Annotated in this window: 26 protein-coding genes; 21 read left to right on the top strand and 5 right to left on the bottom strand. The window is 42.3% G+C overall.

Annotated elements, in window-relative coordinates:
* Positions 1-97 precede the first annotated feature (97 nt).
* The 3 genes from ACN6KS_RS16460 to ACN6KS_RS16450 all read left to right on the top strand — a co-directional run bounded on the left by ACN6KS_RS16460 (position 98) and on the right by ACN6KS_RS16450 (position 2,131).
* A complete protein-coding gene (locus tag ACN6KS_RS16460) occupies positions 98-721 on the top strand; it encodes a DUF4352 domain-containing protein (RefSeq protein ID WP_094877461.1) in 624 nt (207 codons plus the stop codon).
* A gap of 130 nt (positions 722-851) precedes the next feature.
* Positions 852-1,352, top strand: a complete 501-nt coding sequence (locus ACN6KS_RS16455; RefSeq protein ID WP_440960062.1) for a cupin domain-containing protein — start codon at positions 852-854, stop codon at positions 1,350-1,352.
* Positions 1,349-2,131 carry an MBL fold metallo-hydrolase gene (locus tag ACN6KS_RS16450; RefSeq protein WP_440960061.1) on the top strand — a complete coding sequence of 261 codons (783 nt, stop codon included), beginning with the start codon at positions 1,349-1,351 and terminating at the stop codon, positions 2,129-2,131. Before ACN6KS_RS16455 ends, ACN6KS_RS16450 begins: the two co-directional genes overlap by 4 nt.
* Before the next feature lie 124 nt (positions 2,132-2,255).
* On the opposite strand, the gene ACN6KS_RS16445 is transcribed toward ACN6KS_RS16450, so the two are convergent.
* From ACN6KS_RS16445 to lexA, 4 genes are all read right to left on the bottom strand, one after another.
* Positions 2,256-2,834 (bottom strand): hypothetical protein, encoded by a 579-nt coding sequence (locus ACN6KS_RS16445; RefSeq protein ID WP_094872974.1) that lies wholly within the window; start codon positions 2,832-2,834, stop codon positions 2,256-2,258.
* A 234-nt stretch (positions 2,835-3,068) separates the two neighbouring features.
* Entirely contained in the window at positions 3,069-3,449 is a 381-nt protein-coding gene (locus tag ACN6KS_RS16440; RefSeq protein ID WP_440960060.1) for a hypothetical protein, read from the bottom strand.
* A 147-nt stretch (positions 3,450-3,596) separates the two neighbouring features.
* Complete coding sequence (locus ACN6KS_RS16435; RefSeq protein ID WP_094872971.1) at positions 3,597-3,935, bottom strand: L,D-transpeptidase; 339 nt, start codon at positions 3,933-3,935, stop codon at positions 3,597-3,599.
* A gap of 171 nt (positions 3,936-4,106) precedes the next feature.
* Positions 4,107-4,733, bottom strand: a complete 627-nt coding sequence (lexA, locus tag ACN6KS_RS16430; protein WP_042188849.1) for a transcriptional repressor LexA — start codon at positions 4,731-4,733, stop codon at positions 4,107-4,109.
* 295 nt (positions 4,734-5,028) lie between these two features.
* Between lexA and ACN6KS_RS16425 the strand changes: the two genes are divergently transcribed.
* The 18 genes from ACN6KS_RS16425 to ACN6KS_RS16340 all read left to right on the top strand — a co-directional run bounded on the left by ACN6KS_RS16425 (position 5,029) and on the right by ACN6KS_RS16340 (position 23,057).
* Complete coding sequence (locus tag ACN6KS_RS16425) at positions 5,029-5,442, top strand: LysM peptidoglycan-binding domain-containing protein (RefSeq protein WP_179281700.1); 414 nt, start codon at positions 5,029-5,031, stop codon at positions 5,440-5,442.
* Positions 5,443-5,551: 109 nt separating this feature from the next.
* Complete coding sequence (locus ACN6KS_RS16420; protein ID WP_440960059.1) at positions 5,552-5,761, top strand: DUF896 domain-containing protein; 210 nt, start codon at positions 5,552-5,554, stop codon at positions 5,759-5,761.
* A 49-nt stretch (positions 5,762-5,810) separates the two neighbouring features.
* Positions 5,811-6,338, top strand: a complete 528-nt coding sequence (locus tag ACN6KS_RS16415; protein WP_094872968.1) for a hypothetical protein — start codon at positions 5,811-5,813, stop codon at positions 6,336-6,338.
* A 33-nt stretch (positions 6,339-6,371) separates the two neighbouring features.
* Entirely contained in the window at positions 6,372-7,157 is a 786-nt protein-coding gene (locus ACN6KS_RS16410; RefSeq protein ID WP_094872967.1) for an HAD family hydrolase, read from the top strand.
* A 259-nt stretch (positions 7,158-7,416) separates the two neighbouring features.
* Positions 7,417-7,848, top strand: coding sequence for a FixH family protein (locus tag ACN6KS_RS16405; RefSeq protein ID WP_094872965.1), 432 nt, complete (start codon positions 7,417-7,419; stop codon positions 7,846-7,848).
* 174 nt (positions 7,849-8,022) lie between these two features.
* Positions 8,023-11,400, top strand: a complete 3,378-nt coding sequence (gene metH, locus ACN6KS_RS16400; protein ID WP_440962411.1) for a methionine synthase — start codon at positions 8,023-8,025, stop codon at positions 11,398-11,400.
* 144 nt (positions 11,401-11,544) lie between these two features.
* Positions 11,545-12,492, top strand: coding sequence for a ribonuclease Z (gene rnz, locus ACN6KS_RS16395; protein ID WP_094872961.1), 948 nt, complete (start codon positions 11,545-11,547; stop codon positions 12,490-12,492).
* A gap of 283 nt (positions 12,493-12,775) precedes the next feature.
* A complete protein-coding gene (locus tag ACN6KS_RS16390) occupies positions 12,776-13,564 on the top strand; it encodes an HAD-IIA family hydrolase (RefSeq protein WP_094872959.1) in 789 nt (262 codons plus the stop codon).
* Between the two features lie 46 nt (positions 13,565-13,610).
* Positions 13,611-14,426, top strand: coding sequence for an Fpg/Nei family DNA glycosylase (locus ACN6KS_RS16385; protein ID WP_440960058.1), 816 nt, complete (start codon positions 13,611-13,613; stop codon positions 14,424-14,426).
* Positions 14,416-15,273 (top strand): deoxyribonuclease IV, encoded by an 858-nt coding sequence (locus ACN6KS_RS16380; protein ID WP_440962410.1) that lies wholly within the window; start codon positions 14,416-14,418, stop codon positions 15,271-15,273. Before ACN6KS_RS16385 ends, ACN6KS_RS16380 begins: the two co-directional genes overlap by 11 nt.
* Before the next feature lie 2 nt (positions 15,274-15,275).
* On the top strand, positions 15,276-15,620 hold the full coding sequence (locus ACN6KS_RS16375; RefSeq protein WP_094872953.1) for a cyclic-phosphate processing receiver domain-containing protein: 345 nt from the start codon (positions 15,276-15,278) through the stop codon (positions 15,618-15,620).
* Positions 15,617-15,940 (top strand): thioredoxin family protein, encoded by a 324-nt coding sequence (locus tag ACN6KS_RS16370; RefSeq protein ID WP_094872951.1) that lies wholly within the window; start codon positions 15,617-15,619, stop codon positions 15,938-15,940. Before ACN6KS_RS16375 ends, ACN6KS_RS16370 begins: the two co-directional genes overlap by 4 nt.
* Positions 15,940-16,722, top strand: a complete 783-nt coding sequence (locus ACN6KS_RS16365) for an ABC transporter ATP-binding protein (RefSeq protein WP_094872949.1) — start codon at positions 15,940-15,942, stop codon at positions 16,720-16,722. The genes ACN6KS_RS16370 and ACN6KS_RS16365 overlap by 1 nt, the downstream gene beginning before the upstream one ends.
* On the top strand, positions 16,719-17,786 hold the full coding sequence (locus tag ACN6KS_RS16360; protein WP_440960057.1) for an SAM-dependent methyltransferase: 1,068 nt from the start codon (positions 16,719-16,721) through the stop codon (positions 17,784-17,786). The genes ACN6KS_RS16365 and ACN6KS_RS16360 overlap by 4 nt, the downstream gene beginning before the upstream one ends.
* Positions 17,787-17,904: 118 nt before the next feature.
* Positions 17,905-19,407 (top strand): serine/threonine protein kinase, encoded by a 1,503-nt coding sequence (locus ACN6KS_RS16355; RefSeq protein WP_179281699.1) that lies wholly within the window; start codon positions 17,905-17,907, stop codon positions 19,405-19,407.
* Positions 19,408-19,552: 145 nt separating this feature from the next.
* Complete coding sequence (locus ACN6KS_RS16350; RefSeq protein WP_440960056.1) at positions 19,553-21,106, top strand: ABC-F family ATP-binding cassette domain-containing protein; 1,554 nt, start codon at positions 19,553-19,555, stop codon at positions 21,104-21,106.
* Between the two features lie 72 nt (positions 21,107-21,178).
* Positions 21,179-22,219, top strand: coding sequence for a ThiF family adenylyltransferase (locus ACN6KS_RS16345; RefSeq protein ID WP_440960055.1), 1,041 nt, complete (start codon positions 21,179-21,181; stop codon positions 22,217-22,219).
* 115 nt (positions 22,220-22,334) lie between these two features.
* Positions 22,335-23,057 (top strand): winged helix-turn-helix domain-containing protein, encoded by a 723-nt coding sequence (locus ACN6KS_RS16340; protein WP_440960054.1) that lies wholly within the window; start codon positions 22,335-22,337, stop codon positions 23,055-23,057.
* A 45-nt stretch (positions 23,058-23,102) separates the two neighbouring features.
* Here the strand turns inward: ACN6KS_RS16340 and ACN6KS_RS16335 are convergent, their stop codons facing one another.
* Positions 23,103-23,603 (bottom strand): C40 family peptidase, encoded by a 501-nt coding sequence (locus tag ACN6KS_RS16335; RefSeq protein WP_094872940.1) that lies wholly within the window; start codon positions 23,601-23,603, stop codon positions 23,103-23,105.
* Between the last annotated feature and the right edge of the window lie 237 nt (positions 23,604-23,840).

The raw sequence follows: 23,840 nt of genomic DNA, 5'->3' as shown, positions 1-23,840 counted from the left end.
ATATTTTTCTTGCAAAGGTATATCTTTCATAGGATAATATGGGTATATTTTTCTAGTAAAAGTTGGAAATGGATATTATCTGAGAGGAAGTAGAATATTGAAAACAAAGAAACCTTTTTTTAAAAAATGGTGGTTTTGGCTTATTATTGTTTTTGTTGTAATAGGGGTGATTGGATCACAGGGGAATGATAGTGAACCTACAGTATCAAAATCAGAACCAGCAGTGGCAAAGGTAGATGATACTGCAGCAACAGAGAAACCGGTCGAAACGGAAAAGCCTACCAGCAAGCCTACTGAAGAGCCAAAAGAAACGATGATAACTGAAGTTGGACAAACCATCACAACTAAGAATTTTAAGCTTACAGTTGAATCTCTTGATAAGCCTAAGGGAAACGATTATGTAAAACCATCAGAGGGTAATGAGTTTGTAGAAATCGGAATTATACTTGAGAATATTTCCAGTAAAGATTATATGGTAAGCTCCATGCTAATGTTCAATGCGTATCAAGACAGCTTCTCTATAAATGAAGATCTCATGGCTCATACTTTGGATAGTCAAATAGGAACAATGGACGGCGCTTTAGCTGCGGGAAAGAAAATTCGTGGCAAACTAGCTTACCAGCTTCCTAAGGATTGGAAAGAACTTGAAATCAATACTGATTTTACGGTTTTGAGTTTTAGTTCAGATGGAGAAATCAAAATCGTTCTTCAAAATAAATAGGATATCTCACATAAGAGTCTCGCCAAAGCTGGCGGGGCTTTTTCATTGTTAAACCTAATAATCATTATTTACATAAAGTACCAAACAGATTATATTGAAAGAACGGCATAAAGGATGAGGGGTGTTATATTTGGCGAAGATTTTTAATGAAAATACAGTTTCGTTTAAGCAAAAGTTATCACCGATCCCTGAGTTTGCTTGGCATACGAGTGAGAGGTTAGCTGAGATCGCTAATTCTAAACATCTTGTCTTCGACATAAGATCGCTTGATCCAGATAAGTATTCCTTTCCTTATCATTTTCATAGAAACGCTGAAGAAATATTTGTGATTTTGACGGGAAAAGCGATGTTAAGAACTCCCGAGGGTTTTACTGAGGTTTCTGAAGGTGATGTGCTATTTTTTGAAATGGGACCTGAAGGAGCGCATCAACTTTATAATCATACGGATGCACCTTGCAAGTATCTTGATCTCCGAACGAACCAGGGCATAGATGTTTGCGAATATCCGGACTCAGGTAAAATCAACATTCTCCCCTATCAAGAAATTTATCAGGCAGATCAACAAGCAGACTATTATAAAGGTGAAGAGCAGGTAAGGGAGAAATGGAACGGAATGGAGGATCATACTTGATTCAAGATCGATGGTTCACAGTCACGAAAATTGATCCACTTACTTATGCAATCAGTGAATATGGACATTGGGAAAAGGTACACTCTTTTTTGCTGTTAGGGGAAGGGCAGGCGGTGTTGATTGATACGGGATTAGGCATCGATAATATAAAAAGAATAACGGATCAGTTAACGGATTTACCTATCGCTGTCATCACTACGCATGTGCATGCAGACCATATAGGCAGTCATGGACAATTTGAGACGATCTATGTTCATAAAGAGGATGAGGATTGGCTAATTAATGGAATACGAGGTTTGTCCCTTGCCCAGATCAGAAAAGATATGAGCCGAGATATTACTCTACCTGTTCCTGAGACGTTTGATCCTAATACGTATACGCCTTTTCAAGGGAAACCAACTGCTCTATTGCGAGAGGGAGATGTGCTTGATTTAGGCGGGCGTAGATTAGAAATTTACCACACACCGGGTCATTCACCAGGTCATATTAGCATCTTTGATCATGCCAACAGGTATCTGTTTACAGGAGATTTGTTGTATGATGTTACGCCAATTTATGCTTTTTATCCCTCTACTAGCCCGGCAGATTTAGTGGCTTCTTTAGAAAAGATTGCGCAAATTCCAAACGTATCTCAAGTATTCGGTTCTCATAATACGTTGGGTCTAGATCCAGCTATTTTGCAAGAGGTTATGAAGGCAGTTCGTGAATTACGTGAACGAGATCTTGTCGCTCATGGTACGGGTATTCATCAATTTAACGGATTTAGTGTGCAGTTTTAAAATAAATGTTGGCTGCAGCGAAAACGGCCCTCCCAAAAGGACCGTTTTTTGTCATTCCTTAAGATTTTCAAAATTTCTAATTTGGAAAAGTAAAGTGAAGTAATAAGGGGCGAAAGAGGTGTGTTTATTCGGATACGATCGACCTAAAGAACGCATGCAATTGCTGTACCTGGGAGTAAGCTTCTTTGTACTGATTGTCGGATTGTTGAATGGGCAATAAGCCTGGCAAGAAGGAAATGCTATACATAGGTATTTCATTGCTATTCATGTATATTTTAAGCGTAAGTTCCTCGATAACATCAGCCTCTTCGTCAGCGCTATTAAGCACATTAATATCCGCACTTGAAGCAGTTGTTTTACTGTTTTGTTGTCTTTTAGATACCTTTGAAAGGGTTAGTGCGTTAACGACAATCTCTGAACCCAATACATTTTCGAAGGAGTATAGCTTTGCTATAGCCTTTTTTCTTGTTTTCGGATCGCTGGTGCCTATAGCTATTTTTTTATAAGATTCGTTAAGTGCGATCAAGTGAGATTGATTGGGGGGAATGAATGTTTTGGTGAATATGATGTTAAAAGAGGAGATTGCGTTTAAGAGCTTAGACAGTTCAGAAGAAGTAGATAGTTTTTTCAATTCTAGAATACCGGCACTTAGCATTAAGACTACCCCTAAAATGCCAAACATGTACATCAAAAAAATCAGCATCTAACCACACCTCCAATGATCTCAGTAGAGCAAGGTTTATTGCTTATTGAAAGATATGCTTGAATCCTCTCTACTAGTATCTGTTATAATCGAAAATCGTGGGAATTTAGGAAACGACTACTGATAAGAAAAAGAGAAAGCACCCAGAGTTCTGCCGATTTTGCAAGCTGAATGCAAAATTGGGGCAACTGCTGAGTGCTTTGTTGAGAGCTTTTTAAAATAAATATGTCAAAATCATAAGAAATTGAAGGCTGTGATTTGATCGGTATAAACAATTAGCTGTTTGTATTCGATCGGAGATTCATTGCTAGCATAGGGTCTAACAGAAACATCATTAAGGACTACAAAGTTATAACTGAAATTTTTATCGGGATGTTCCGCACCTAAATAAGATATGTATTCATCTACAATGACATCATCCATTAGAGATTTTAAGTCAAAAACATCCTCTTTATTGGAGGTGGAAGGGGAGATGGTCCCTTGAATACTGCCAAATGAGGTGAGTAGATTTACTTTTTTTCCACTAGCTTGATCGTTATTTAACAATAAGCCAGAGAGTTTAACAAGTGCATCGACTTTAAAATCGACGAGGGTTCTAATTTTTGAGTTGTTCAAAACGAAACACTTCCTTTCAATTTGAAATCCTGTTAACATTATTCGACATATAACCACATAATTCCTATTAGGTCATCAAAAATACATAAATACAAACACGCCCCCTCCGTTAAGCAAGGAGTGAGGCGTGTTTATCTATGGATAGATTTAATTTCTGATCGTTACTAGTGTTCCAATTGGAACAATCGCAGCTAGTGCTAACACATCCTCATTGTACATACGAATACAACCATGGGATACTTCGTGCCCTATGGATGAGGGATCATTATTTCCATGTATCCCATAGTGAGGCTTAGATAGTCCCATCCAAAAGACCCCAAATGGACCGCCTGGATCGGGTTGTTTATTAATGATTGTGAATTCACCGAGTGGTGATTGAGTTAACATTTTACCGATTCCGACTGGGAAGCCCCTGATCACAATGTCGTTATCAAGAAGATAAAGCATACGCTGCGTCAGATCAACTATAATCCGGTAATTTGGCATTGTGCACACTCCTTTCTAATTAAGATATGAGCAGGATGCCTAAACGGTTATTCTTAAAAATGGTCATTTTAGCCTACGGGTACATATGTTCGGGATGGTGGTTAAGCTAAATGCATAGAAAAAAAGGCTGCTCCGCATTCGCGGAACAGCCTTTTTGGTAGGAGTGCATACTTAGTGGATATCTCGAAATAATCCGATAACTCTGCCGAGAATGGTCACGCGATTAAGGCGAAGAGGCTCGTACGCCGGATTCTCCGGCTGAAGACGTATATGATCACGTTCTTTATAAAAAGTCTTAACGGTTGCTTCATCTTCTTCGGTCATAGCTACAACGATATCTCCGTTATCAGCCGTTTGTTGTTGACGAACAATAACATAGTCGCCATTCATAATCCCAGCTTCGACCATACTGTCACCTTGAACCGATAACATAAATACTTTGTTATCTCCAACATAGTGTGTTGGAAGGGGAAAGTAGTCTTCAATATTCTCAGTAGCAGTGATAGGAACCCCGGCGGTAACCTTACCTACGACAGGAATTCGAGCGACGGTTTGTGCGAAATGGTGCACATTCTCAGAATCCTCTTGGCCAAGCAATTCTATCGCACGAGGCTTCGTTGGATCTCGACGGATAAGTCCCTTCTTCTCTAGCCGATCCAAATGACCGTGAACTGTGGAGCTGGAAGCAAGACCAACAGCTTCTCCAATCTCCCGGACGGAAGGAGGATAACCCTTGCTGCGGACTTCGCTACGTATAAATTCCAGGATCGCCAGCTGGCGACTTGAAATCTTTGACATTGGAATCAACCCCATATAGTAATGTTTGGGAAAATTATAACATAGAACTACCGTTCGCACAAACATAAGTTCTAACTATTATAAATATTAATTCGATAGAGTTAATAAATGGTAGTCTTGTATTGATTACATTTCCTTCATCTAAATGGTAAGAGCGGGTTCTTAGATGAATAATATGGTAAATATTAACCTCTGAAAAAAAGAGAACAATTGTTCTAAAATAGTATTGAACAAAACACATGTTCGTGTTATTATGATTTTGGAAGTGAGAACAAGTGTTTGGAGGATGATATTCATGTTAAAATACAGTACATACCGTAGCATCTACGATAAAGCCCCAGTGGTTGAATCTTTAGGACATAATCCTATTACCCGTTATTCAGCTCAGATTAAAGAAATCACAGAGTTTTTGCTTGAAGGCTTGATGCGTTTGTTCCGTAGAGATTTTGTTATTAAGCTGACATTGATCATTGTGCTCGTACTATCAGGACTTACAGTAGTGGGTAATGTATTTGCAGGATCTACTACTTTAATGAAGGATGAGAAGCGCGTAGTGGTTGAACGTGGAGATACACTTTGGAGTATTGCTCTTGAGAATAAACCTTCTGATATGAAGACGGCTGTATATATAGAAGGAATTAAAAAATCCAATGGCATAAAAGGTAGTCAGATTAATGCTGGAGATATTCTCTCTTTACCTATTTATTAATATTCTAAGAACATATTAAGAGGACATGAAGAGCTTGCAGGGAGTAAACCTTGACAAGCTCTTTTTCTCATGGCAGAGTTAGAATTAATTTATAAGGGGAGGGAAAGTTTTGAATATTGATGAGTTGGTCGCGCGTATTAACGAATTGGCACGCAAACAGAAGAGCGTAGGCCTTAATCAAGAGGAAACGGCGGAACGCGCCAAGCTTCGGGAAATTTATTTGGGGAATATCCGCAATAACTTTCGAGCACAATTGAATACGATTGAATTGGTTGTTAATGATGAGCATGAACAAGGTAACAAGGGGCTTAAGCATTAACACCCTGTTCCTTTTCATAGATATTTCTGGATGACTAGGGGGAACGCATATGGCCCGTTCTTGGGAAAGAATGGTTCAACGCAACACGCAGCAAATCAACAAGCAAAGAAAGAAACAGGGGAAGGAAACGATTTACGCATCTAAATCTAAATCTCCTGGGAAGAACACCGAAACCTTTAAAGGCCGTAACATTGCATTTCCAGTAGTGTTATTAGTGCTAGGTACTATGTTTTGGATGATTGGTTCAGTGGACCAAGCCAAAGGTAATGGTATGCTTATGAACTGGTTAGGAGTCGTTTTGTACTACTTACTAGCAGCACTTCTGTTCTTCCGACGTCCGTACTTGAAGGTAGAGAATGCTAGACTATCTACTATAAAATTCAATCGCGAACGCTATCTGCCAGCTTCTGATATTGAGAAAATCATCCTCTCGCGTGGAGCAGTTGTCATTAAGCATAAAGGCAAACGCACGAAATGGATTTTTACCAGACTTATGAATCGTTATGATACAACTGCGATGGGGACTAGACTGGAAGCATTCGCAAAAGCTCACCAAATTGAAGTAATTCACGAATAGAAATTAACCAGCCATGGGAGAGGGAGACCTGTAATGCCAATTTCCGCCGTACTATTTGACCTTGATGATACACTGCTCTGGGATGATCGGAGCGTCAATGAAGCATTTCGTTCTGCATGTGAAGCCGCTGGGGATACGATTGATCCACAAGAGCTGGAAATTGCGGTGCGTAAAGAAGCCATAGGACTTTATGAATCCTACGAAACGAACCCGTTTACAAAAATGATTGGGATTAATCCGTTTGAAGCACTTTGGGGGAACTTTACTGCAGGTGAACAGCCGGAATTTCGTCAATTGGAGCAGCTTGCACCGGGATATCGTAAAGAGGCATGGCGTCGTGGTCTTGCAGCACTTGGTGTAGAGGACGAAGCTCTTGCTGGGACATTAGCAGCCAAATTCGCAGCAGAGCGTAGAAATCGGCCTTACATTTATGATGAAACGATTCAGGTGCTTGAAGAGCTGCAGGGTAAAGTGAAGCTATTGCTTCTGACCAATGGTTGCCCTGCATTGCAACAAGAAAAACTGGATGGTGTACCCGAAATCGTTCCTTTCTTTGATCACATCGTGATTTCTGGAAGCTTCGGCAAAGGAAAGCCGGATAAGGAAATTTTTCTGCATGCCCTAGAGCTTTTGGATATTTCACCTGAGCAAGGCGTTATGGTCGGAGATAAGCTTACAACGGATATTCGTGGTGGGTTGGCAACAGGTTTGACTACGGTTTGGATTAATAGAAAAGGCAAACAGCCAGATCCGGAAATTCAGCCGGATTATGAAATCAAACATCTTGGAGAGCTTCTATCATTAGTCCAATCTTTATAAAATTGAGCTGAGGCTTTCATTCATTTAAGCTTTAAGAAGGCAGTGAGTTCCTAGTTACTAGGAGACTTGCTGTCTTTTTTATATCTACATCATTTTTAGTACGATAGATGAGATTTACTAGTATATGATCTAAGTCACAAGAGTTTAGCTGATTTGCTGCGAAATACTGAAAAACCAATAATAATGTGTATAATAGATGGAGAATGTATAACATGAATTGGTAGATTCTTAGTATTCAAATCGACTGGGAGGAATCTAAATGAAGATTTCAAGAACAATAGTTCCTTTATTATTAGGCGCAACACTTTTAGTATTGGGAGGATGTTCATCAGACCAATCTAAACATTCTGGCGTACATAATATGAATATGAACATGGACATGTCTATGGAGCCTATTAAGGTTGAGTTACATTGGAGTCCTGAAGAGGTTGTTGTAAATCAGAAGGTGACCTTTGAGGCGGTGGTGACGCAAGACAACAAGGCAGTGGATGATGCGAAAGAGGTTCTGTTCGAAATTGTGAGCAAAGATGATAGTGAACAGAAAATTGAATTTAAAGGGAAGCTAGTCGGTGATGGAATCTATCAAGCAGAAGGAACACTTGCGAAAGAAGGACAATATATTGTTACATCACACGTAACTGCAAGAACTCAGCATTCTATGCCTAATAAAGAACTCTCTGTGAAACCATAATTAAAAGAATAGCATTTCCTGTGATTACAGATAATGCAGAGTGGAAAGGAAGGCTTTTCGAAATTCCTTTATTCTGCTAAACTTACTCTAATGTTTTACTGGGGGGACTATACGTTGGCTAAATATACACTTGAGGAAAGCTTACAACAAAGAATATTAATTCTAGATGGTGCCATGGGCACAATGATCCAACAGGTGCCTTTGACAGGTGAGGATTTTGGTGGGGAAGAATTGGACGGCTGTAATGAAATGCTAGTATTAACCCGTCCAGAAGTCATTCAGACGATTCATGAGCAGTATCTTGAAGCAGGTGCTGATCTCATTGAAACGAACACATTTGGTGCAACGTCTGTTGTACTTGCTGAATATGATATTCCGCAGCGGGCTCGTGAAATTAATCTGGTTGCAGCAAAGCTAGCCCGCAATGCCGTTGATAAATATGATTCACCAGATCGTCCCCGCTATGTCGTAGGTGCGATGGGGCCTACAACAAAGACACTCTCTGTTACAGGGGGCGTCACTTTCCAAGAGCTCGTTGATAGCTACGAGGAACAGGCAGTGGCATTGATTGATGGTCTTGTAGATGCATTATTGCTTGAGACTTCTCAGGATACGCTGAACGTGAAAGCTGGAAGTATAGGTATTCGAAATGCATTTGAGAAGACGGGTATCAAATTGCCAGTGATGATCTCGGGAACAATAGAGCCGATGGGCACCACACTTGCCGGTCAGAACATTGAAGCATTCTATATTTCTTTAGAACATCTGAAGCCTATCTCTATAGGTCTGAACTGTGCGACGGGTCCAGAGTTCATGCGTGATCATATTCGTTCACTTTCTGCAATCTCTTCTGCAGCTGTGAGTTGTTATCCGAACGCTGGACTGCCAGACGAGAATGGGCATTATCATGAATCTCCTGATTCGCTTGCGCGTAAAATTGCTGCGTTTGCAGAAAAGGGATGGCTTAACATTGCTGGGGGTTGCTGCGGAACGACACCGGAACATATCCGTGCTATGTCTGAGGCGCTTTCACAATTCCCTCCACGTCCGCTTGCAGGAAATCATCCACCGGCACTTTCAGGGATTGAACCTATTTATATTGAGAACGACAACCGTCCATACATGGTAGGCGAACGTACGAATGTATTAGGGTCACGCAAGTTTAAACGTCTTATCGTCGAAGGTAAATATGAGGAAGCCTCAGAAATTGCCCGTGCACAGGTGAAGAGCGGCGCGCAAGTGATCGACGTCTGCGTGCAAGATCCGGACCGTGATGAGACTGAAGATATTAAGCTGTTTCTAGAATTGGTTGTAAAAAAGGTTAAAGTTCCTTTGATGATCGATACTACCGACCCTAATGTTATTGATCTGGCATTACAGTACTGTCAAGGTAAGGCGATAATTAACTCTATTAACCTTGAAGATGGTGAAGAAAAATTCGAGCTGGTCACTCCTTTGATTCACAAGTATGGCGCAGCTATTGTTGTGGGTACGATTGATGAGACTGGACAAGCGATCAAGGCTACGGATAAATTGGAAGTTGCTAGACGTTCTTATGACTTACTGGTGAATAAGTACGGTTTAGCGGCAGAAGATATTATATTTGATACGCTTGTGTTCCCTGTAGGCACCGGGGATGAACAATATATCGGCTCGGCCAAAGAAACAATAGATGGCATTCGTTTGATCAAAGAAGCTCTTCCAGGTGTTCATACGATCTTGGGGATCAGTAACGTTTCCTTTGGGTTACCGGAAGCTGGACGTGAAGTGCTGAACTCAGTATTCCTCTATGAGTGTACTAAGGCTGGCTTGGACTATGCGATCGTAAATACCGAGAAGGTAGAACGTTATGCTTCTATTCCTGCTGAAGACCGTCATCTTGCTGAGGAGTTAATTTATAATACGAATGACGACACGCTTGCTGCTTTTGTTGCCGCCTTCCGTGGGAAGAAGATTGAGAAAAAAGAAAAGATTTCTAACCTGTCCCTAGAAGAGCGCCTGGCTTCTTACGTGGTTGAAGGCACGAAAGAAGGGCTCATTCCGGATCTGAATGAGGCGCTTACCAAATCAGGACCTTTGGAGATTATCAATGGTCCGTTAATGGCAGGTATGTCAGAGGTTGGACGATTGTTTAATAACAATGAATTGATCGTTGCCGAAGTGCTGCAAAGCGCTGAAGTAATGAAGGCTTCTGTTGGTCATTTGGAGCAATTTATGAAGAAGGATGAGACATCGGTAAAAGGTAAAATCATGCTGGCAACCGTAAAAGGTGACGTACATGATATTGGTAAGAATTTGGTGGAGATCATCTTATCGAATAATGGTTATCAGATCATTAATTTGGGTATAAAAGTACCACCTGAGACCATTATCGAAGCGTTTCGTCGAGAAAAAGCTGATGCGATCGGATTGTCTGGACTGCTCGTAAAATCGGCACAGCAAATGGTGCTGACTGCACAAGACTTACGGACGGCAGGGATTGATGTGCCGATTATGGTGGGCGGTGCTGCTCTGACTCGTAAGTTCACCAAAACACGGATACGCCCTGAGTATGATGGTTTAGTACTGTATGCTAAGGATGCTATGGATGGACTTGATATTGCTAATCGGCTGATGAACCCAGTTGAACGGGAGAAAATTGCCGAGGAAATTCGCGTGGAAGCTGAAGCGGCTGTTGCGGTAGCTCCAAAGCAAGAGCTTCCTAAGCTAACAAGAGCAGTACGCTCCAAAATTTCTCCAGATGCTCCTGTATTTGTTCCACCGGATTTAGAACGTCATGTCATTCGTAATTATCCATTGGGGCATATTATCCCTTATGTGAACATGCAAATGCTGCTGGGTCATCATCTGGGACTACGTGGTTCTGTAGAAGCTCAGTTAGCTGCTGGTGATCAACGGACTGTTGAGTTAAAAGGGACTGTGGATGACATTCTACATCAAGCGATGCTGGAAGGTACGATTACTCCTCATGCGATGTATCAATTCTTCCCGGCACAATCCAGTGGTAACGATATTATCGTGTATAATCCACAGAATACAGCCGAGATTCTGCATACCTTTACTTTCCCAAGACAAGGTGTAGAACCTTATCTCTGTCTAGCAGACTTTTTGAAGTCGGTCGAGAGTGGAATTATGGATTATGTTGGTTTCTTAGTAGTAACTGCGGGACACGGTGTTCGTGAACTCTCAACAGCCCTTAAGGACAATGGAGATTATTTACGCTCACATGCCTTACAATCTGTAGCGCTAGAGATCGCAGAAGGATTAGCGGAGCGTGTTCATCACATGATGCGGGATACATGGGGTTTCCCAGATCCTGCCGATATGACCATGAAACAAAGACATGGAGCAAGATATCAAGGGATTCGTGTATCCTTTGGTTATCCGGCATGCCCAGATCTGGAAGATCAGGGACCACTATTTAAGCTACTATCCCCGGAGGATATCGGTGTCCATCTTACAGAAGGCTTTATGATGGAGCCTGAGGCATCCGTTTCGGCGATGGTTTTCGCTCATCCAGAGGCGCAGTATTTTAATGTAGAGAAGCTGTAATTCTTTCATTTATACACCTGGTCTGTAGGGGAATTGTATCCCTATCAGCGGAACCTCCCGTAACTGGGGGGTTTTTTGCTGGAAGAAGGACGTTTAGAATAGATAAGAGATTGTTCAGCCAATAAGAGGAAGGGAGGAACAAGGATGGAATTATATTTTTTAGGTACGAATGCAGGGGTACCAACGATACAACGCAATGTAACGTCGATTGCATTAAGACTTCTGGAAGAACGCCGTAGCATTTGGATGTTCGATTGCGGGGAAGGGACTCAGCATCAGGTTCTTCGCTCACCGATTCGCCTAGGGAAGCTGGAAAAGCTATTTATTACACACTTACACGGAGATCATCTATTTGGTCTTCCAGGTTTATTATCTAGTCGTGGTTATCAGGGAGGGACTTCGCCTTTAACGGTTTATGGTCCACCTGGATTGAAGGCATACTTAGATATATCCTTAGCTGTGAGCCAATCCCGAATTCCATACAAGATTGAGATTGTCGAGCATACAGGAGGAACGGTATTTGAGGATGATGGTTTTAAAGTGGAGGCAGCATTATTAGAGCATCGTATTGATAGCTATGGTTACCGGATAACGGAAAAGGATAGTCCCGGGAGCCTCAATACGGAATTACTAAAGAGCTATGGCTTAAAACCTGGACCGTTATATGGAAAATTAAAAAAAGGTGAAGATGTTATAACGGATGAAGGTGTTCGTATCTGCGCTGCTGATGTTGTTAGAGAACCTAAAAGAGGGCGTATTGTTACGATCTTGGGAGACACAAGACCTTGTTCAGGAGCTTTAGAACTCTCACTTCATGCAGACCTTATCGTTCATGAAGCTACCTTTGCTCATGATCTGGCAGAAATGGCTTATCAATATCATCACAGCACAGCTCGTCAGGCTGCAGAGCTAGCAAAGGAAGCCGAAGCAGGACAACTATTGTTGACTCATTTCAGCTCTCGTTACAGTTCGTCTGAAGAGTTGATTCCTTTGCTGGAAGAAGCTGAGCTCATTTTTCCTGAGACATTGTTAGCTGAGGAATTCAGCACATATCCAATTTATCGAGGTCAAAACGGGCAATTGGGGAAATGATTATTTTCCGGGAAAGCGCAGGAAATGACAGTGCTATGCTAAAAAATGCTGGATGAGTCTCTCGTTCGATTTCATTCGACGAAGTGTGTTAGATTTAAAGTAATCACAGGGTGAAAGCAGTACGAATGGCTGGAAATCTTGCCGAAAACCAAGGGGCAATATCATCAAAAAAAATTATTACTAACTATTCTAAATCCAAGCTGAGCCTGGTCTTAGATTTTATTAATACAATTATTTATTCATTACATTAATTAAATTTCTTATGGAAATAGAGGGATTTATAATGGAACAGATTAAAGGATTATTGATTGATCTAGATGGTACGTTATACCATGGGCATAAAATGATTCCTGGTGCAGATTTACTGATTAAAGGTCTGCGTGAAGCGGGCATTCCATTTCTATTTGTTACCAACAATTCATCGCGTACAGCAGCTAATGTGGCTGCACATTTATGTGGAATGGGAATCGATGCGAAAGCTGAGGAGGTATGTACCTCATCAATGGCGGCCGCACGTTACATAGCTGAGGAATCACCTGGGGCTGCAGTGGCGATACTTGGAGAAGAGGGTTTGCATGTGGCTTGTACCGAAGCTGGGCTCCGCATCGTCACAGACTCACCCGATTATGTACTGCAAGGCATCGATCGATCTTTCACTTATACTTCGCTATCGCAAGCTTCTCGCTGGATTATGGGAGGTGCTAAGTTTGTACTCACCAATCCAGACTTAATGCTCCCTTCAGATGATGGGGTGATGCCAGGTGCAGGTACGATCGGAGCAGCCATCGAGGCTGCTAGTGGTGTGAGTCCCGTAGTGATTGGTAAGCCGGAATCTCATTTAATCAAGTTTGCAACAGATCTTCTAAATATTGAGCCTGAACATGCTGTGGTAGTTGGTGATAATATGCGTACAGATATAGCTGCTGGAGTAAATGCGGGCTGTCGTACAGTTCTTGTATTTACTGGATTGACTAACGCAGAGAATCTTGAACACTATAAAAACATTACAGGGATCTCACCAGATGAAATTTGTGCCGATTTAACTGAACTTAAAACGTTTCTCGGTGTATAATAGCTAGGATCTTATTACTTCACCAACCTAGAGGGGACGATGAGCTATGCCGGAACTGCCGGAAATGGAGAATTACAAAAAGCTGCTAAGTCAGCATATTATAAATGTGCCAATTTCTGATGTAATCGTGAACAGAGAGAAATCAATTAATATTGAGACAGAAGCTTTTAAAAATGCATTAATCGGTGCCCGTGTTGTTTTTGTTGAGCGGCGTGCCAAGTATATTTTGTTTCATCTTCATGATGGACGAAGACTACTTTTACATTTGATGTTAGGTGGACTCCTTTTTTATGGCTCAGAGGAAGAACGGCCGGATCGAAACACACAAGTCGAAATCGTATTTGGAGATCAAATTCTTTACTTCATAGGACTTCGATTAGGGTATCTGCATTTGGTGTCCGTTAAGGAAAGTGAAGCTACAATGGGTAAATTGGGGCCTGAATTGCTGGATCGTAGAATGACGCTAGAACGGTTTACAGGATTATTAAAGGGACGGCGGGGTGCGCTAAAAAGCCTGTTAGTAAATCAGCATGTGATGGCTGGAGTCGGGAATTGCTATGCCGATGAGATTGCTTTTGAAGCTAGGCTGTTGCCTTCTACACTAGTTCAGAATTTAACGTCTGACTCCATAACCCGTCTATATGAGAGCATCCAAAACGTACTAACTGTGGCCACGGAAATTGGTGGGTACATGGAAATGCCGTTTATGACTGGGGATACGGTTACAGGTTCATATAATTATCAATGTAAAGTGTATGATCGTGAAGGCGAGCCTTGCCTTCGTGACGGGGGAACAATTATCAAAACAGAGCTATCTGGACGCAAAGTGTTTTATTGCCCAGACTGTCAGCATGACCAATAGTCTTCAAATAGGGGCTCATGTTAGCATTCGCGGTGGATATGGGAGAGCTGCCCGATTCGCTTGGGAGAGCGGTGCAACATGTTTTCAATATTTTCCTAAAAACCCGCGCAGTTTAAAACTTAAACAGTTGGATGTTCGAGATACGAGGGATTGTTTGCTCTTTTGTCAAGAAAAAGGGATCTCCTCGATTGCTCACACACCTTATGGGATTAACATGGCGGCTGGGATAGATGATGTTACTCCACGAAAGGTTTATGTAGCCTCTCTCTTAAATGATCTGGAGATTGCAGAAGCTTGTGGTTCATTAGGCATCGTTGTTCATTTTGGACATTTTGGTGGAATGGAGCCGTTACAAGGCTATCAAAATATTATACAATGTATGAATGAGGTGCTTCAGTCCTGGGATGGTCGTACTAAGCTGCTTATAGAGAATCAAGCCGGCAACCATGGAAATGAAGGAATTACACTTGAAGAACTTGTGAAAGTTCGAGAGCTTAGCCAATTTCCGGAGAAAATAGGATTTTGTTTGGACACCTGTCACGCTTACGCAGCTGGTATCTGGAACCCTGAGCGAACGGAAGACTTCCTTGAACGAGGAGAGAGACTTGGATTTTGGCCACATCTTGTTGCTGTCCATTTAAATGATTCTAAGTTTCCTTTCGACTCAAGACGCGACAGGCATGCTGGAATCGGACAAGGACATATTGGAGAACAGGGGCTAAAAAGCTTAATGTCCTCCGGGCTTTTACGAAGCTCAGCTGTTGTCATGGAAACGGAGAAGGGTGCGGATGGCAGTCACCGAAAAGAAATTGCTACCGTGCGTGGTTGGTTTGAAGCGGAGGCGTAATTGTGATTCATATCTTTATGGATGATCTTCGAAAAGTACCTAAAGGGTTCGCTCTGGCTCGTTCGACGGAAGAATGTCTTCTAATGTTGCGTGAGTGCGAGGTAGATGTTTTATCACTGGATTACGATATGGGGCCGGATGATTATTCGGGTGGAGAAGTTGCCAGACGGATCGTATTGGAAGGACTGTTCCCCCGAGAAATCTATTTGCACACTTCCAGTCTTTGGGGGCGAAAAGAAATGTATGAGATCTTATATACTGCTAAACCTGAGGGGATGCTTTTGGTAAATGGTCCCCTGAGTTCTGATAAGCTTCACGATATCGCCGGGGAGACGGACTTGAAATGAAGGCAATGAATGAAGTGGAATTACTGGAGGCGCTCGAGAGTTCAGGCGAACCGCTTATAATATTTTTACACACTCCACTGTGCGGTACTTGTAAGGCAGCTGAACGGATGTTAGAGGTGGCGGCTCATCTATTGCCTGCTGAACTTCAAATGGTTGCAGGCAACGTGAACATGCTGCCGAATTTAGTACAACAATATCGTATTACGAGCGTTCCTGCACTACTTGTAGCTTCTGCAGAACGGGAAAATGATCCGAATGTTTATTATTCCATGGTTTCAGTTGAGCGAGTACTGGAATACATAAGGAGTGTTATATCATAATCATTTCATTACAACATTTATCTCTCCGCAGGGAAGAAAGCTTAATCTTGGACGATGTGTCGCTAGAAGTTAAAGAAGGTGAGAACTGGGTCATTTTGGGACGGAATGGCTCCGGTAAAACCACAATTTTAGAGATGATGACTGGTTATTTGTTTCCTAGCAAAGGGACTGTAGAAGTGCTGGGTAATAAATATGGGCAATGTGATATACGCGAGGTTCGTAAAGAAATTGGCTATATCGGGCCTTCCTTGATGGAAAAGATGTCATTAAATGATCCGGTGTGGGAGGTCGTAGCAACAGGTGCTTACGCTTATTTGCGTTTCTACGAAACTATCCCTACCGAAGTAAAAGAGAAAGCAATCCGCATGCTGGAAGATATGAATCTAGGCAATATGGCATTTCATCCTTTTGGGACCTTGTCACAGGGGGAACGTAAAAAAGCTATGCTGGCAAGATGTCTTATGGCTGACCCTAAGCTATTAATTATGGACGAGCCATGTGCTGGCCTTGATTTATATGAAAGGGAAAAAATGCTGGCTGAAATAGATAAGCTGAGACAGCGTAATGTTTCTGTAGTGTACGTAACTCACCATGTGGAAGAAATTGTCCCGCTTTTCACGCATGTTGCATTAATTCGTGAGGGTAAGCTAGCTGGATCTGGACCGAAAGAAGAAGTATTAACGAATGAAATGATCTTGGCCACTTATGATATTCCTGTTGATGTTGAATGGGATAGCGGTCGTCCCTGGATTAAAATTAGACCTGGAGGCAAAACGATTTGAACGATTTAAGACAAGATACCGAAGAGCAGAACATTGCTCCGGAAGAAGAAGTATATTCCCGATATATTTGTACAGCTAATCACGGATTTGCGCCTTATGCACAAGAAGAGCTTCGCCGTTTATTCGGTGCTGTGAAGAGTACCTTGTTACTTCCAGGCGAAATCTTTCTGGCTACATTGCAATGTGAACCAGAGGAAGTAACGCGCCTACTCACACAGAATCTTCCCATTTTCCTGCGTCATATACAGCCTGTTCAGTTTCAGGATGAAGGAACCATGGAAGCTCTAGAGCGTTTGGCGGTGTATTTAAGTCGCCACACTGAGCTTGAGGGTGCAAAGGTATCCTTGAACGTTCGTAAAGGTGATCCTTCCTTCTGGCAGGACAGTCCGGGAGAACTTCGTGAATGGCTCCAAGAGCAACTGCAGAGCTTAGGCGCAGAATTTACTGTGCAAGATCCAGCCTGGGTTATTTCAGTCTACGCAGACGGGAATGCCTTATATGCAGGTGTGTCCAGACCAGAAGCTAATTTATCTAGCTGGAATGGCGGTGCCATCCGTTTTCGCAAGGAAGATGGACAAATCTCACGTGCCAAGTTCAAACTAATGGAAGCTGAGAAGGAGTTTGATATTCCTTTTTACAGCTTCCGTAATGCGTTAGATATTGGTGCTTCTCCAGGTGGGTGGACTTCTTTCTTACTGGAACGTGGAATGAAGGTTACGGCGGTTGACCCTGCGTTAATGCATGAGTCCCTTCGTAATTATCCGGGCTTGAAAATCCTTCGTAAAAACGCAGGAGAAGTAAAATTCCGGGACAATGAATTTGATCTGCTCGTGTGCGATATGAGCTGGAGTCCTAAGCTGATGGCGAAGCTAGTAACCGGGTTACTCCACAGTCTGTCACCGGGTGGGACAGCCATTGTGACCGTAAAACTGATGCATAAGAAACCACTTGCGATGATCAAAGAAATTATTGCGATGTTTGAAGGGGAGCGCATGCAGATTCAGCGTGCAAAGCAGCTATTCCATAATCGTGATGAAATTACACTTTATATGGTTAAGTACTAAATCAAACATATTCTAAATACTAAGGGAAAGCATCCCGTTATTAACGTTTCCGTATTTTGCGGTAAGAACGTTAATGGCGGAAGCTTTCTCTTTTTTTTTGCGAAAAGGGGGAGTTAGATTGTATTTTGAGACGAAGCTTAAGATTGGACAGGTTATTGATGACAGATACAGAATTACGGGCCTGATTGGTTCAGGTGGGATGAGTATTGTTTATCTTGCAGATGATTTGCGTCTAAAGGGTAAACAATGGGCTGTAAAAGAAAGCTTATGCTTAGATGCGCTGCATTCTGACATCCAAGCGGAAGCCGATATGTTAATTACATTAGCCCACCCGCGATTGCCGCGTATTGTCGATTTCTATCTTCCGGATCGAGAAGGGTATTCCTATTTAATTATGGACTATATTGAAGGTGTGAGCTTGAGTCAGCTAATGAAGGATAATCCCGGACCTTTGCCAGGTGACTTCATCATTCAGGCGGCTAAGCAGCTTTTAGAAGTTCTTCAATATCTGCATGGTCATCAACCACCGATTATCTATCGTGATCTAAAGCCTTCAAATATCATGTTGACACTGCAAAAAGAACTGATGTTAATTGACTTTGGGATCGCACGAAGCTACAAACACGGTATCTCTGAAGATACGGTTAAGCTGGGTACGGTTGGCTTCGCTGCACCTGAGCAATATGGAGGTGGACAGAGTCAGCCAGTATCTGATTTATATGGACTTGGAGCATTAATTCTCTATATGGCAACTGGAGGGCAATGTAGCCACTGGGAGTACGGAATGGAAGATCGGTTATATAACCATATGCCAGTTGGGATAATACCAATCGTAAGACGTTTGCTGCGGCATCATCCGGAGGAACGGTATCAGAATGCAGAAACAGTTCTAGAGGCGTTAGTTAAAGTGGAATCCGAAAGGGAGAGAGGAAGTGTTTTAGCAGTCTCACTACCGCTACCGCTTGAAAAGCGAAAATCGTTTGTCATTGCTTTACTCGGCGTAGCTTCAGGTCTTGGAACAACACATACTTCTTTTGCGCTGAGTAGCTTTCTTGCACAGAAGGGGGCAACGGCTTGGGTTGATTGTTCACCCAATTCATCGGTTTATGACCGCATTCGCAACCTATTGTACACACAGATTACTCCTGTCCCATCTAAGGAGGAACAAGCTGCTTTTTCATGGAAAGGGGTTCATTATTGGAAACGTCCTATTCACGGAAAAATGGCTGATTTGCTGAGAGGGGATTATCAATTTGTAGTGTTGGATCTTGGCGTTGGGGAATATGAAGGGGCGCTTGCTGAGTTCAAATATAGCGATATGCCGATTCTAATTACTTCTGGTGCAGATTGGCGACTCGAAGATTTACTTCTGTGGATTAGGCGTAAGGGTTTACAGCCTGAGACGAATTGGAGGGTGGGGTTACCGCTAGCTGAACACTCGTCTGCACAACTGCTACAAGCGGCTATAGGTACAGATAAGGTTTTTGCACTACCTTTTCAGCAAGATCCATTCCAGCCTAAGGGGAAATTGATAGAAGTGATCAATGGAATGTTTGAGGAAGTATTAGATTTACCGAGTAAGGGGAAAGCCCGAAGTTTTTTTAAAAGAAAGGCTGAATGAAGCGGTTCTCTATGCTTCCTCTTTTCACTCAACTAACTTTTAGTTCAGTGTTGCATTAAAGTGTGTTAAAATATATATTTATACGTGTTTTGAAAAAAATAAGAAAGTATAAGTTTAAGTATAGACAGGAGCTTGCGGAGAATTTATGAGTTTACTTAGTGTAGAAGACGTTTCCCATAATTTTGGGGATCGGACGTTGTTTAAAAATGTTTCTTTCCGGTTGTTACCGGGTGAGCATGTGGGAATCGTAGGAGCAAATGGCGTAGGGAAATCGACGCTTATGAATATTTTGACAGGAAAACTGTTGAAGGATAGTGGAAAAGTAGAGTGGACGCCTCGCGTCCGTTATGGTTACTTGGATCAGCATACGATCTTAACGCCAGGGAAAACCATCCGTGATGTATTGAAGGACGCTTTCTTGCCGCTTTTAGAGCTGGAACAGGAAATGCTAACTATAACTGAAAAGATGGGCGACGCTTCTCCTGAAGAGTTAGAGTTGTTACTTGAGCAAATGGGAGACATTCAGGAACAGCTGGACATCGGAGATTTTTATCTTATTGATGTAAAAGTGGAGGAAATGGCGAATGGCCTCGGCCTATCCGTTATTGGACTTGACCGTGATGTTGCTTCACTAAGTGGGGGTCAGCGCACAAAAGTTCTGCTCGCGAAGCTTCTGCTTGAGAAGCCGAATGTACTATTGCTGGATGAGCCTACTAACTATTTGGATGTTGAGCATATCGACTGGTTAACAAACTATTTGAAGCAATATCCATATGCGTTTATATTGATTTCTCATGATACGGAATTCATGAATAAAGTCGTAAATGTGGTCTATCACCTTGAGTTCGGTAAACTTACTCGTTACACTGCGAACTACGAGAAATTCCTGAATATGGCCGAGATGAATAAAATCCAACATATTGATGCTTATGAGAAACAACAGGATTTTATTAAGAAACAAGAGGATTTCATTCAGCGTAACAAAGCTCGTGCCTCCACATCTGGACGGGCGAAAAGCCGTGAGAAACAACTAGATCGTATGGATCGAATTGATCGTCCAGAAGAAGCTGCTAAGCCTACCTTTAAGTTTAAAGAGAGTCGTGCCAGCGGTAAAACAGTCTTCGAAGGCATTGATTTCGAGATCGGATATGATCGTCCGTTGTTACCTATGCTAAATATGACCATTGAGCGTGGAGAGAAGATCGCTATAACTGGTTGCAATGGTGTCGGTAAATCGACGCTCCTGAAGACTATTCTTGGCGTGATTCCTACGTATAGCGGTAAAACGTATCTAGGAGATTATCTGAACTCCGCGTATTTCCAACAAGAAGTGAAAGCAGCTAATCTTACACCTATTGAGGATGTATGGAATGAATTTTCTAGTCTAACCCAGAATGAAGTGCGTGGACATCTAGCTCGCTGTGGTCTGAAAAATGAGCATATTACCCGACCGCTTAGCATGCTGAGTGGTGGTGAACAAGCTAAGGTCCGTCTTTGTAAACTGTTGATGCGTGAGAGCAACTGGGTTCTGTTCGATGAACCTACCAATCACCTTGATGTTATTGCCAAAGCTGAGCTGAAGCGGGCATTACAAGAATATAAAGGCACAGTTCTGCTCGTCTCCCATGAACCTGATTTCTATGAAGATTGGGTTACGAAAATTTGGGATGTTGAACAGTGGTCAGCTGTACAAGTATAGAATCATCATACTCCCGGGGAATAGCAGACGATCTGCTGTTCTCCGGTTTTTGGATATGGGGAGGGGGATCGAATGATCCATAATGATGGGCGTGAAGAACGTTATTCGCGGCAGGTCCGCTTTGCCCCATTTGGCGTAGAAGGACAAGAAGAGCTCGCGCAGTCTAGTGTATTAGTCGTTGGTGCAGGTGCGCTTGGTACGGGAATTGCAGAGACGTTGGTACGCTGCGGGGTCGGTAAAATTATTTTAGCTGACCGTGATTATGTAGAGTGGAGTAACCTTCAGAGGCAGCAGCTCTATACTGAGGCAGATGCCCAAGAACGTATACCTAAGGCTGCTGCTGCGCAGAGCAGACTTCAACAGATTAATTCTGAGGTCGTTATTGATGCTCACGTTATAGATGTTCGTGCCGAAGAGCTGGAAGGGCTCATTTCAGGGGTTGATCTGATCATGGATGGTACAGATAATTTTGATACTCGGCTCATTATTAATGATATGGCGCTTAAGCACGGTATTCCTTGGATCTATGGTGCATGTGTAGGCAGTTATGGAATAACATATACGATTTTGCCTGGGGAAACTCCATGTCTTCATTGTCTTCTAGGCACAGTCCCACTAGGAGGTGATACCTGTGATACGGCAGGTATACTACCGCAGGCAGTCCAACTAGTTACGGCAAATGCAACGGCAGAGGCGTTGAAAATACTAGGTAAGCGTAAAGCTCAATTAAGAAACAAACTGTTAACGTTTGATGTGTGGCGGAATGAATACCATGAAATTGGAGTAAAAGCTGCCAAAAAGAAAAACTGCCCTTCTTGTGGGAGTCATCCGATCTATCCCTATCTAATGGCAGCGAATACCGGACGAGGCGATGTTCTATGTGGGAGGGATACAGTGCAAATTCGCCCTGCGCGACCACAGAAGCTTAATTTGCAGGAAACTGCGGATCGGTTGTCTCGTTTAGGAAGCGGAAGTGTGGACAGCAACGCTTATCTGGTTTCTTTTATAGAAGGACCTTATCGGTTAGTTATTTTTGCTGATGGTAGAGCGTTGATTCATGGGACAAAAGATATTGCTGCTGCTCGAAGCTTTTATCATCGATATTTTGGATAAAGAAGCTGTAAATAGGTGTTGAGGCCATTTCTCAGGAATGGTCTTTTTGTTTTCCGGGAATTCTATATGTACCGCTGTGATGCTGGTGCAAGTCATATGGATATGGGGGGACTTTGTGATTGAACAAATAATATGGTATATGGCTGATAGCAGTAGTAGAGAAGAAGATCGAGCCGTTATAGAAAGTGTGCTACAAGATATTGGACTTGAAGCAACAAAAAGCGAAGATCCCGAGGATCTCCGCTTATCCATATCAAAAGTAGAACCGGTACTGCTGCTTGCTGAGTTATGCGAGGTGGGGACTTGGGAAGGCTGGGACATAATTTCCGCTGTAAGAGCTGAGGGGATGATACTACCGGTAATGGTGATTTCCGGTGAACAATTTGAATCGGGAACTGGGGCAGTTTCGGCGTTCTCAGCCGGGGGTAATGAATATATGACAAAGCCTTTACATACCGGTGAATTCAAACACAGAATTCTAAATTTGTTAACCCTTACTGGACGGCGTCGAAATTTAAACCAAATACTGAGAGTCGATGGTTTAATGCTCGATCCCAGCCGCAGGTTTGTAAGTCGCGACGGGATCGAGTTAAAAATGACACCCAAAGAATTTGATCTATTGTATTATCTCGCTGCGAACCAAGGAATGATATGCTCCCGCATCGAGATACTTAAGGAAGTATGGGGTTACCAATTTCACGCAGATACCAATGTTGTAGATGTTTACATTAGACATATCCGTTTGAAAATGGATAAAGGACACCGGAACAAGTTAATTCACACTGTTCGCGGAACAGGATATGTAATGAGGGCGCCCGAAGGCGGCACCACATCCTGAGACTAGTTCTCTCTTATAGTTATGACTCTACCACAGAGCGATTGTTTACAGTACGCGGCGAGCCTTTAAATATGTTTTTTTCCAATTACCGGAGTTAAGATCGGAAATCGTAACACCTGGTTTACCGTAAGTGTGCAGAATTTTGCCATTGCCTGCATAAACAGCAACGTGAGTTACATTTTTACCGTTTGCTCTGCTACCGCTGGAGAAAAATACTAGATCACCTACACGAAGATCAGCTTTTGATACAGCTGTGCCTACTTTGGATTGATCTACGGATGTACGAGGCAATGTTACATTATATTGTTTAAAGATGTATTTTGTAAAAGAAGAGCAATCAAAAACTTTAGTAGTAGAAGTGGATGCACCGAACTTGTAAGGCACGCCCATATATTTCTTCCCTAAATTCACTACACTTTGACCTTTAGACACGGTTGCTGCTTCAACTTTCGTTGCGCCTACGCCTGTTGCCATCATTGTACCTAAGCCCATTGTAGTAACCATTCCTATAACAATCGCTTTTTTAATCCATTGTTGTTTATTCATGTTGTAGTACCTCCAAGGTGTTAGTCTTTGTTGTTGAATTTGTTTGTCTTGCTTGCCTGATTCGTAGTATAGCAGGTTATCTATTACATAAAAATTGGTAGAGGTGCAATAAAGTGAGGCTGGGTATGGGTTGTAAGCGTTTTATTAAAAATTCATTAAAAGTTACAAAAAATTAATAATTTGATATAGTGGGATCATAAAAAAGCCGAAAAACCCTTGGTACTAAAGAGTTTTCGC

This window comes from Paenibacillus nitricinens, from assembly GCF_052056485.1.
Lineage (GTDB): Bacteria > Bacillota > Bacilli > Paenibacillales > Paenibacillaceae > Paenibacillus_AQ > Paenibacillus_AQ nitricinens.
Note: the sequence above shows the minus strand (reverse complement) of the source record. Positions and strands in the feature narration are given on the sequence as shown.

Coding starts and splice junctions, on each gene's coding strand:
- ACN6KS_RS16445 (WP_094872974.1), bottom strand. CDS start 2,834: ATGCTGATTTTTTTGATGTACATGTTTGGCATTTTAGGGGTAGTCTTA.
- ACN6KS_RS16435 (WP_094872971.1), bottom strand. CDS start 3,935: ATGCCAAATTACCGGATTATAGTTGATCTGACGCAGCGTATGCTTTAT.
- lexA (WP_042188849.1), bottom strand. CDS start 4,733: ATGTCAAAGATTTCAAGTCGCCAGCTGGCGATCCTGGAATTTATACGT.
- ACN6KS_RS16425 (WP_179281700.1), top strand. CDS start 5,029: ATGTTAAAATACAGTACATACCGTAGCATCTACGATAAAGCCCCAGTG.
- ACN6KS_RS16415 (WP_094872968.1), top strand. CDS start 5,811: ATGGCCCGTTCTTGGGAAAGAATGGTTCAACGCAACACGCAGCAAATC.
- ACN6KS_RS16410 (WP_094872967.1), top strand. CDS start 6,372: ATGCCAATTTCCGCCGTACTATTTGACCTTGATGATACACTGCTCTGG.
- ACN6KS_RS16405 (WP_094872965.1), top strand. CDS start 7,417: ATGAAGATTTCAAGAACAATAGTTCCTTTATTATTAGGCGCAACACTT.
- metH (WP_440962411.1), top strand. CDS start 8,023: ATGGGCACAATGATCCAACAGGTGCCTTTGACAGGTGAGGATTTTGGT.
- rnz (WP_094872961.1), top strand. CDS start 11,545: ATGGAATTATATTTTTTAGGTACGAATGCAGGGGTACCAACGATACAA.
- ACN6KS_RS16390 (WP_094872959.1), top strand. CDS start 12,776: ATGGAACAGATTAAAGGATTATTGATTGATCTAGATGGTACGTTATAC.
- ACN6KS_RS16385 (WP_440960058.1), top strand. CDS start 13,611: ATGCCGGAACTGCCGGAAATGGAGAATTACAAAAAGCTGCTAAGTCAG.
- ACN6KS_RS16380 (WP_440962410.1), top strand. CDS start 14,416: ATGACCAATAGTCTTCAAATAGGGGCTCATGTTAGCATTCGCGGTGGA.
- ACN6KS_RS16370 (WP_094872951.1), top strand. CDS start 15,617: ATGAAGGCAATGAATGAAGTGGAATTACTGGAGGCGCTCGAGAGTTCA.
- ACN6KS_RS16350 (WP_440960056.1), top strand. CDS start 19,553: ATGAGTTTACTTAGTGTAGAAGACGTTTCCCATAATTTTGGGGATCGG.
- ACN6KS_RS16345 (WP_440960055.1), top strand. CDS start 21,179: ATGATCCATAATGATGGGCGTGAAGAACGTTATTCGCGGCAGGTCCGC.
- ACN6KS_RS16335 (WP_094872940.1), bottom strand. CDS start 23,603: ATGAATAAACAACAATGGATTAAAAAAGCGATTGTTATAGGAATGGTT.